This is a genomic window from Synechococcus sp. RC10B2, from assembly GCF_047502635.1.
Genome location: NZ_JANSHO010000012.1, coordinates 119,641 through 127,347, shown reverse-complemented (window position 1 = coordinate 127,347; position 7,707 = coordinate 119,641). Strand labels below are relative to the sequence as shown.

Annotated in this window: 4 protein-coding genes and 1 tRNA gene; 2 read left to right on the top strand and 3 right to left on the bottom strand. The window is 58.0% G+C overall.

Going from position 1 to position 7,707, the window contains the following annotated elements; translation table 11 throughout:
* Positions 1-198 precede the first annotated feature (198 nt).
* The 3 genes from NW855_RS02470 to tgt form a co-directional block, all read right to left on the bottom strand.
* Complete coding sequence (locus tag NW855_RS02470; RefSeq protein ID WP_240527776.1) at positions 199-657, bottom strand: hypothetical protein; 459 nt, start codon at positions 655-657, stop codon at positions 199-201.
* 3 nt (positions 658-660) lie between these two features.
* Entirely contained in the window at positions 661-810 is a 150-nt protein-coding gene (locus NW855_RS02465) for a hypothetical protein (RefSeq protein ID WP_240527777.1), read from the bottom strand.
* 101 nt (positions 811-911) lie between these two features.
* The gene (gene tgt, locus NW855_RS02460) at positions 912-2,015 is read right to left on the bottom strand and encodes a tRNA guanosine(34) transglycosylase Tgt (RefSeq protein WP_414508300.1); all 1,104 of its coding nucleotides are present in this window, start codon (positions 2,013-2,015) and stop codon (positions 912-914) included.
* 121 nt (positions 2,016-2,136) lie between these two features.
* Between tgt and NW855_RS02455 the strand changes: the two genes are divergently transcribed.
* Both NW855_RS02455 and NW855_RS02450 read left to right on the top strand, forming a co-directional pair.
* Positions 2,137-2,219, top strand: a tRNA-Leu gene (locus tag NW855_RS02455).
* An 850-nt stretch (positions 2,220-3,069) separates the two neighbouring features.
* Positions 3,070-7,650 carry a GAF domain-containing protein gene (locus NW855_RS02450; protein ID WP_414508299.1) on the top strand — a complete coding sequence of 1,527 codons (4,581 nt, stop codon included), beginning with the start codon at positions 3,070-3,072 and terminating at the stop codon, positions 7,648-7,650.
* Positions 7,651-7,707: the final 57 nt, after the last annotated feature.

Sequence of the window (7,707 nt, the reverse complement as noted above, 5' to 3'; positions counted from 1 at the left end):
AAGTTGGTTTGCTAAGTGCTGCTATTGTACCCCTTGAGCCCTTAACAGGCTGTAGTGGTGGCAGTGGAAAATCACCGGCTCGCCAAAGAGAGAAATGAGCTTGCGCTCGCGGTCAAGGCGTAGATGCTCCAACATAGGTGGCTTGAGCTCGAGGCGATAGGAAGGGGCAACAGTTGACGACTTCTACAACCTTAGCCTTTAGCTAGGCAAGGCAATAGGCAAGCGCTCTACCCCCAATACCTCAGATACCGCTTTGTGGAGAATGCGGAGCTCCTGGGGGTTTAGGGTGCCTTTTTCTAGGCGGATGCGGTCAATGCCCGTTTTTAGGGACAAGCGCAGCATGACAAAGTTGGGATCCGGAGCGTAGCGCTTGGCGTAGCTAATCAAAGCCTGAGCAGTGGATAGGGTGCCGTCTTGAACAGGAGGCAGCAGCGGTTTGCCGTCGATGAGGATAGCTTTGATCCGCTCTGAAATTGCTTTGAGGTCGGTGATGGAGCGGGTCAAAAACAAAACAAAGTAGGGACTTTTGGGGAAAGACTTCAGGATCACCCGCACATGAGATGAGCCCGTTGTGAGGTAATCCGTCTCCTCCTCAGGGCTGACCGTTTGGCAAAGGCGGTTGTTGGCTTGGAGCAAATCGCTGGCGTAGGTGCCCAAAAGTTACAGCGCCTGTTCTTCCTGGGCATCGCGGGCGTAAGTTACTTTGGCTACCGTTTTGCCATCCGTGACCCGCCCTACCAAGACGGCGATGAGGCCAGGGAGCCCAGGAATATGCTGCTCAATTACACTTTGCAGGGTGCGAATAGCCATGCTCCTCTCCGAGGTTAAGACTAGGTTCTTCGCTCATTGTAGCGATTAGGAAGCCTAACCCACGAACATTTACTGATATTGACGAAGCTTTCCGAGGAGGCTCAGCCCTCGCGCCACGGATCCCAGTTCTCATGAAATTTGCCTTCCAGGATGGCCTGGCGCATCTTTTGGGTGTAGCGCATCAGCTCCGTGATGTTGTGGATGGAAAGCAAGGTGTAGCCCAGGATCTCTTGGGCGCGGATGAGGTGGCATAAATAGGCGCGGCTGAAGTGGCGGCAGGTGTAGCAGGGGCAGTCGGGATCGATGGGATCCAGGCTGCGGCGGTGTTCGGCGTTCTTGATGTTCCAGCGTTGGCCGCGGCTGATCACGGTGCCGTGGCGGGCATAGCGCGTGGGAATGACGCAGTCAAACAAGTCCACGCCGGCAGCCACTGCCGCCCGCATCTCGGCATAGGTGCCTACCCCCATAAGATAACGGGGGCGATCCGCCGGCAACAGAGGAGCTGTTTGTCGTACCACCGCGTGCATCAGCTCCACCGGCTCTCCCACGCTGACGCCGCCGATGGCATAGCCGGGCAGATCCAGCCGGCAGACTTCTTCTGCTGCCTGCCGACGCAGCTCCGGGTAAACCCCGCCCTGGACAATGCCAAACAAAGCCTGGTCTGAGCGGCGGTGGGCCTCCACGCAGCGCTTCAGCCATTGAGTAGTCCGCCGCACCGCTGCCGCCACCGCCTCAGGGCTAGCAGGATAGGGCGGGCACTCGTCAAAGGCCATGATGATGTCTGCCCCCAGGGCATTTTGGATCTGGATAGACAGCTCCGGGGTGAAACGGATGAGACGGCCATCGCGGGGCGAGCGAAACGTTACCCCTTCCTCGTCGATTTGGCGGATGGCGCTGAGGCTGAAGACCTGAAAGCCGCCCGAATCCGTGAGGATGGGGCCCGGCCAGCCCATAAAGTGGTGTAGCCCCCCTGCTTCTTGGATGATGCTCTCGCCGGGCTGCAGGTGGAGGTGGTAGGTGTTGCAGAGAAGGATGGGGGCACCGGTTTCCTTGAGCTGAGCCGGGGTGAGGGTCTTCACGTTGGCCAGAGTTCCCACCGGCATGAAGCAAGGGGTGGGAATTTCGCCGTGGGGGGTGATGAAATATCCCGCCCGCGCCTGCGTGTTGGGGCAGGTGCCCTCGCAAACAAAAGTAAAAGCCGCCAAAGTTAGCGCTCTGGATCCATTGCGTGCGCAGCCGAGCTTAGCATAAGAGTAGGATCCCTTTGCAGAACCTGCCTCTGCCCTTGACAGGGATCCCTTTTCTTGGGCAGACTTATAGATCGCTGCGGAACTGGCGGAATGGTAGACGCGCTAGATTCAGGTTCTAGTGGCAGCAATGCCATCGGGGTTCAAGTCCCCGGTTCCGCATCTAAGTACAGCTAAGATCTCTGGCTTCACCTCTACTTCCTCTTACAGAGTCAGCTTCTTTTCAATTTGAGCCAGCTTAATACGGGCAAGGGCCAGGTTTCCTTTCTCTCGATCCAGGGCCAGATAGAAAAACAAGCCAGGTATATCCCTGAGTAGATACATCAGGTGGTACTGAGTCTCCAGAATGATAAGTATCTCTTCCAGTGAATCCAAGGGACTCCGCAACTCGCATCTTAGCGCGGATCACCTCTGTGTTTCCGGCAACAGCCAGCTCTAGATTAGCTTCGGGAAAGGCAGGGCTGTTGGTACCCTTGTATCCCAGGCACATCCCGGTTTTCCAATCCCCCAGTGCTACCCCCAAGGCACCATCAATGCTCAAGGCCTCTACCAGGCTATCTTGGAGCTTTTGCATAGCTAAAGCTATTCTCCTTTTGCCGAGCTTGTGGTATCATGCTAGGCCCTTTGTTAAAAAGTTTCAACCTGAAGTTCCCATACGAACGATAGGAAATAGCCTGGTCATCTTAACTAACACCATAGATTGGAGTTTATTGTATCAATCTTCCCTGGCTTTGACACCAGTACGAATGTCGAGACTGAGATCCGACCAGCTTTTTTCTCTTCTGCCTACAGCGGATCTGGATAGGTCAGGTCTGGGCCTGTAATTTTGCCTCGTCTGACGGAGCTGCTGAGCAGGGCGAGAATGCAGACAGCTCATCCAGCAGGAAGTGGGCTTGGGGATCGGATCCCTGTAGCTTCCGGTAGAGAGGCTTGGAGGTTATGCTGGGGTTACCTCTTTTACCTTGAGACTATCGACCTCCGAGATCGGTGGATCGGGATCCCTTCCTGGCCTATGCCCAAAGCCCCCCTCCCTCCCAACGAAAAAGAGCGGCTGGCTGCCCTGCGGCAGTATCAGATTCTCGATACGGCACCTGAAACTGCCTTTGACGAGATCGTCCGCCTTGCCGCCTACATCTGCGGCACGCCCATTGCTCTGGTCAGCCTTATCGACGAACACCGCCAGTGGTTTAAAGCCAAATTCGGCGTCGATGTGCAGGAGACTCCCCGGGATGTGGCCTTCTGCGCCCACGCCATCTTGTCTCCCCAAGAGCCGCTGGTGGTGCCGGATGCCACTCAGGATCCGCGCTTTGCCGACAACCCGCTTGTTACCCAAGAGCCCCACATCCGCTTCTATGCTGGCATCCCTCTGGTAACTCCAGAAGGGCAAGCCTTAGGCACGCTTTGCGTTATCGATTATCAGCCTCGGCAGCTTAGCCCGGAGCAATTGGAGCAGCTCAAGGCTCTGGCCCATCAGGTAGTAGCTCAGTTGGAGCTGCGCCGTAGCTTGAGGGAACTGGCTCAGACGCCTCTGCTGCCTAAGTCGGGGGATACTAAACCTGCCCGCAAAAACCGCTTTCTCCTCAAGGTGACGGCCGGTTTTGGCCTAGCTGCCTTGCTTCTGGGCGGGATCACCTACTCAGCTCAGCGGAATGCCTCTCAACTGCCGCAACTGACAAGCCGAGTGGCCCACACTCTGAAAGCAATCCAAAGCTTGGAGGGATTGTTGGCGGAAACCGGAGCCGCCGAGGCCGGTCAATATGGTTATCTTCTGACCAATAATCCTCGCTATCTCAGTGAGTACCAAGCCAGCCTTGAAGCCACCTCCACCCATCTGCGCTTGTTGAAAGAGCTCACTGCTGACAACCCCCTGCAGCAAGAGCGCCTGGAGCGCCTAGAGCTGCTGCTGGAGCAACGGCTGAGGGTTTTCCAGGATTTGATCCGGCTGAGGGAGCAAGAGGGGCTACCTGCCGTTCAGGAAGCTCTAGAAAGCAGCGAAGGGCCAAGGTTAACGGAGCAAATTGTCGAGTTGATTCGGGTGCTGCAGCAGGAGGAGAATCGCCTTCTGGAGCAACGCAATCAGGAACTGCAGTTAACCTGGGTGAGAACCAATCTTGTTGCCCTGGGGGGGCTGATTTTCACTTACCTGGTTCTGAGCGCCGTTTACTTCCTCATCCGCCGGGAGACTGCCGAGCGAGAAGAGGCAGAACGATCCCTCAAGCAAGAGCGAGATTTTACCAACGCGGTTATCGATACGGCAGGGGCGCTGGTGGTGGTCATGGATCCGGAAGGGCGCATCCTGCGCTTTAACCGCGCTGCTGAGCAGCTCTCTGGCTACTCGCTGGCAGAAGTTAAGAACCGGCTGCTGTGGGATTTGGGTTTGATCCCGCCGGAAGATGTGCCTGGTGTGAAGCAAGCTTTTGAACAGCTCAGGGGCAATCCCTCCCTATTCTTGAACCGCCATGAAAACTTCTGGCGCACCAAGCAGGGGGCCTTGCGGCTGATTGCTTGGACCAACACTGCCCTGGTCAGCGCCGATGGCAAGGTGGAGTTTGTCATAGGCACCGGTCTCGACATCACCGACCGCAAGCTGGCGGAGCTGGCCCTCAAAGAAAGCGAAGAGCGCTACCGGGATCTCTTTGAAAATGCTAGCGACCTCATCCAAAGCGTGGATGCCGAAGGGCGCTTTTTGTATGTCAACCGCGCCTGGAAAGAAACCCTGGGCTACGACGAAACTCAAATCCAGCAAATGAGGGTTTTCGACATCATCCACCCCGACTATCGGCAACACTGCCAGATGCTTTTTCAAAAGCTCATGGCAGGAGAGCTATTGGAAAACGTCGAGACGGCCTTTGTAACTGCTAACGGGGAAACGGTCTGGGTGGAGGGCAATGTCAACTGCCGCTTTGAAGATGGGGTGATGGTCTCCACGCGGGGCATCTTCCGCAACATCACCGAGCGCAAAAAAGCTGCCGAAGAGCTGGAGCGCCAGAGCCGGCGGGCTCAACTCCTGGCCGATCTTAGCTTAAAGATCCGCCAATCTTTGGATATTGCCGAGATCCTGGAAACGGCAGTGACGGAGATCCAAGCCCTGCTCAAAGCCGACCGAGTCTTGGTCTACCGCTTCCAGCCGGATGGCTCCGGGATCATCTCCAACGAGAAAACTCAGCCGGGGATCCCCTCCTTGATGGGAGAGGTGATCGAGGATCCCTGTTTTCAGGAAAAGTACGCCCAGCTCTACAGCCAGGGCCGGGTTTGCGCCGTCAGCAACGTGGAGACCGAAGGGCTGGAGCCCTGTTACCTGGAGCTGCTGCGAAAAATGCAGGTCAAGGCCAACCTGGTGGTGCCCCTATTGATGGAGCAGCGGCTGTGGGGGCTGTTGCTGGCTCACCAGTGCTCGGCACCCCGCCAGTGGCAGCCGTTTGAGATTGAGCTGCTATCGCAACTGGCCAACCAAATCGGCATTGCCCTCACCCAAGCAGCCCTTTTGGAGCGGGAGAGAAAGCGCAGCCTCGAGCTGGAACAAGCCCGCAAAGCGGCAGAGCAAGCTGCCCAGGCCAAAAGCGGCTTCTTGGCCACCATGAGCCACGAGATCCGCACCCCCATGAACGCGGTGTTGGGGATGACGGGCCTGCTGCTGGAGACCCCCCTCAATGCAGAACAGCGGGACTTTGTAGAGACCATCCGCGTCAGCGGCGATGCGCTGCTCACCCTCATCAACGACATCCTGGACTTCTCCAAATTGGAGGCCGGGGAAATGGAGCTGGAGATCCTGGATTTCGATCTCCGCTCGTGTCTGGAAGAGGTGGCGGATCTGTTTGCCCCCACTGCCCATGCCAAGGGCCTGGAGCTGGCGGTGCTCGTGCCGCCGGAAGTGCCCCACTATCTGCGGGGGGATGCGTCGCGGCTGCGCCAAATCCTCAACAATTTGGTCAGCAACGCCATCAAGTTCACCCACCAAGGGGAGGTGGTCATCCAGGCCGAGCTGCTGCAAAAAACAGCCACCCACGTCCAACTGCGGCTCTCGGTCAGGGATACAGGGATCGGGATCCCCAAGGATGCTCAAACCAAGCTATTTCAGCCCTTTACCCAGGTGGATGCTTCCACCACCCGCAAATACGGGGGCACAGGGCTGGGCCTGGCCATTTGCAAGCAACTGACAGAGCTGATGGGAGGTCGGATCTTCCTGGAGAGCGAGGAGGGCCGCGGCAGCACCTTCAGCCTCGAACTCACCCTGGAAAGACAGCCCTACGCCCGACAGATCTCCCAGCAGCCCGCCCGCATCCCTGTCGATCTCCAGGGCAAGCGGCTGTTGGTAGTCGATGACAACGCCACCAACCGCAAGATTGTCCGCTACCAGGCCACCGCTTGGGGCATGGTGGTGGAAGAGGCCGAGAACGCCTATCAAGCTCTGGACAAGCTGCGCCAGGCTGCGCGGGAAGGGATCCCTTTCCCCTTGGCGGTTTTGGACATGCAGATGCCGGAGGTGGATGGGGAGACCCTGGGCCGCTGGATCAAGGCGGATCCGGAACTGTCCCAGACGCAACTGGTGATGATGACTTCACTGGGACTGGGGGAGCACTCCCGCCGCGCTGCCGAAATCGGCTTTGCCGCCTACTTGGTTAAGCCGGTAAAACAAAGCCGTCTGCAGGAAGCGCTGGTCATGGCGCTGGGCAAATCCTCCGGCCTGGCCACTTCGCTGCTATCCATGAGCACTGCCGCTTCTCAAAGTGCGCCCTCACCCAGCCGTCCCCAGCAATCCCTGCGCATCCTGCTAGCAGAAGACAACCCCGTCAACCAGAAGGTGGCCCTGCGCCAGCTCCAGAGCTTGGGCTACTTGGCGGATGTGGTGGCCAACGGCCAAGAAGTGTTGGATCTGCTGGAGCAAGTCAAGTACGACCTCGTTTTCATGGATTGCCAAATGCCAGTAATGGATGGCTACGAGGCCACGCGCCGTCTGCGCCAGCGGGAGCAGGGATCTGGCCACCACACCGTGGTGATTGCCATCACGGCCAACGCTATGCACGAGGATCGGGAGCGCTGCCTGCAAGCAGGGATGGACGACTATCTCAGTAAGCCGGTGCTAAAGGAGGATTTGGAGAGAGTGATCAACTACTGGAGCCGCAAGATCGCCTCCTCCGCACTAGGAGCAGCCAATGGGCCTACCTCCGAGGTGGCTTCGCCCGCTCCGCCTTCTCCTAAGGGTGCCAGCGGCAACTCTGATCCCACGCTGCCCTATCCCATCGACTCGGCTTGCTTGGAGCGGGTTACGGGCGGCGACAGCCAGTTTCAGCGGGAGCTGCTGCAGGTGTTCGTCCAGGATTGCCAGAACCAGTTGCCGCGGCTGCGCCAAGCCGTTGCAGCGGGTAATGCTGAAGACTTGAGGAAAATTGCCCACCGCCTCAAGGGAGCCAGCGCTAACGTGGGGGCCCATGCCTTTTCTCAAGCAGCCCGCGAGCTCGAGCACCTGGGGGTGCAACTGGCCCAGCAGGGATCCCTGGACAGTGCTGCACCAGAATGGGCCAGGGCTTCCCAGGGCCTAGAGGAGCTGGAGCGCATCCTAGCCGACATTTGCCAGTACTTGCAGAATTTGTAGGGGGTAGAGCCTCAGCAAAGCAAAAGCTCGGCTGCCAGCCGAGCAGAAAGGGTCTGT

What these genes read in the sequence shown, in the direction of transcription:
- NW855_RS02465 (WP_240527777.1), bottom strand. Translation starts at nt 810, where the DNA reads ATGGCTATTCGCACCCTGCAAAGTGTAATTGAGCAGCATATTCCTGGG.
- NW855_RS02450 (WP_414508299.1), top strand. Translation starts at nt 3,070, where the DNA reads ATGCCCAAAGCCCCCCTCCCTCCCAACGAAAAAGAGCGGCTGGCTGCC.